Source organism: Sporosarcina koreensis (assembly GCF_001531445.1).
In the GTDB taxonomy this organism is placed as follows: Bacteria; Bacillota; Bacilli; order Bacillales_A; family Planococcaceae; genus Sporosarcina; species Sporosarcina koreensis_C.
Window position 1 is genome coordinate 1 of the sequence record NZ_LQYA01000293.1, and the last position, 243, is coordinate 243.

A 243-nucleotide genomic window follows, 5' to 3' on the forward strand; every position below is an offset into this window, starting at 1 on the left:
CTCACCCGTCCGCCGCTAATATCAGGGAGCAAGCTCCCTTCAATCCGCTCGACTTGCATGTATTAGGCACGCCGCCAGCGTTCGTCCTGAGCCAGGATCAAACTCTCCATAATACTGGCGTCCGATGCACGGCGCATTGCGTTGTCGATTTCAGTCGATCGGTCAGTCACGTACTGAAGTACGCTCTTTCCCTCTCTCCTTCATCTCCTAGCACTGCACCACGCCTCGAACACCAGTTTAGAG

Annotated in this window: 1 rRNA gene; it reads right to left on the reverse strand. The window is 55.1% G+C overall.

The features are described 5' to 3' along the window. A 16S ribosomal RNA gene (locus AWV70_RS22000) occupies window positions 1-113 on the reverse strand; the annotation flags it as partial. Between the last annotated feature and the right edge of the window lie 130 nt (window positions 114-243).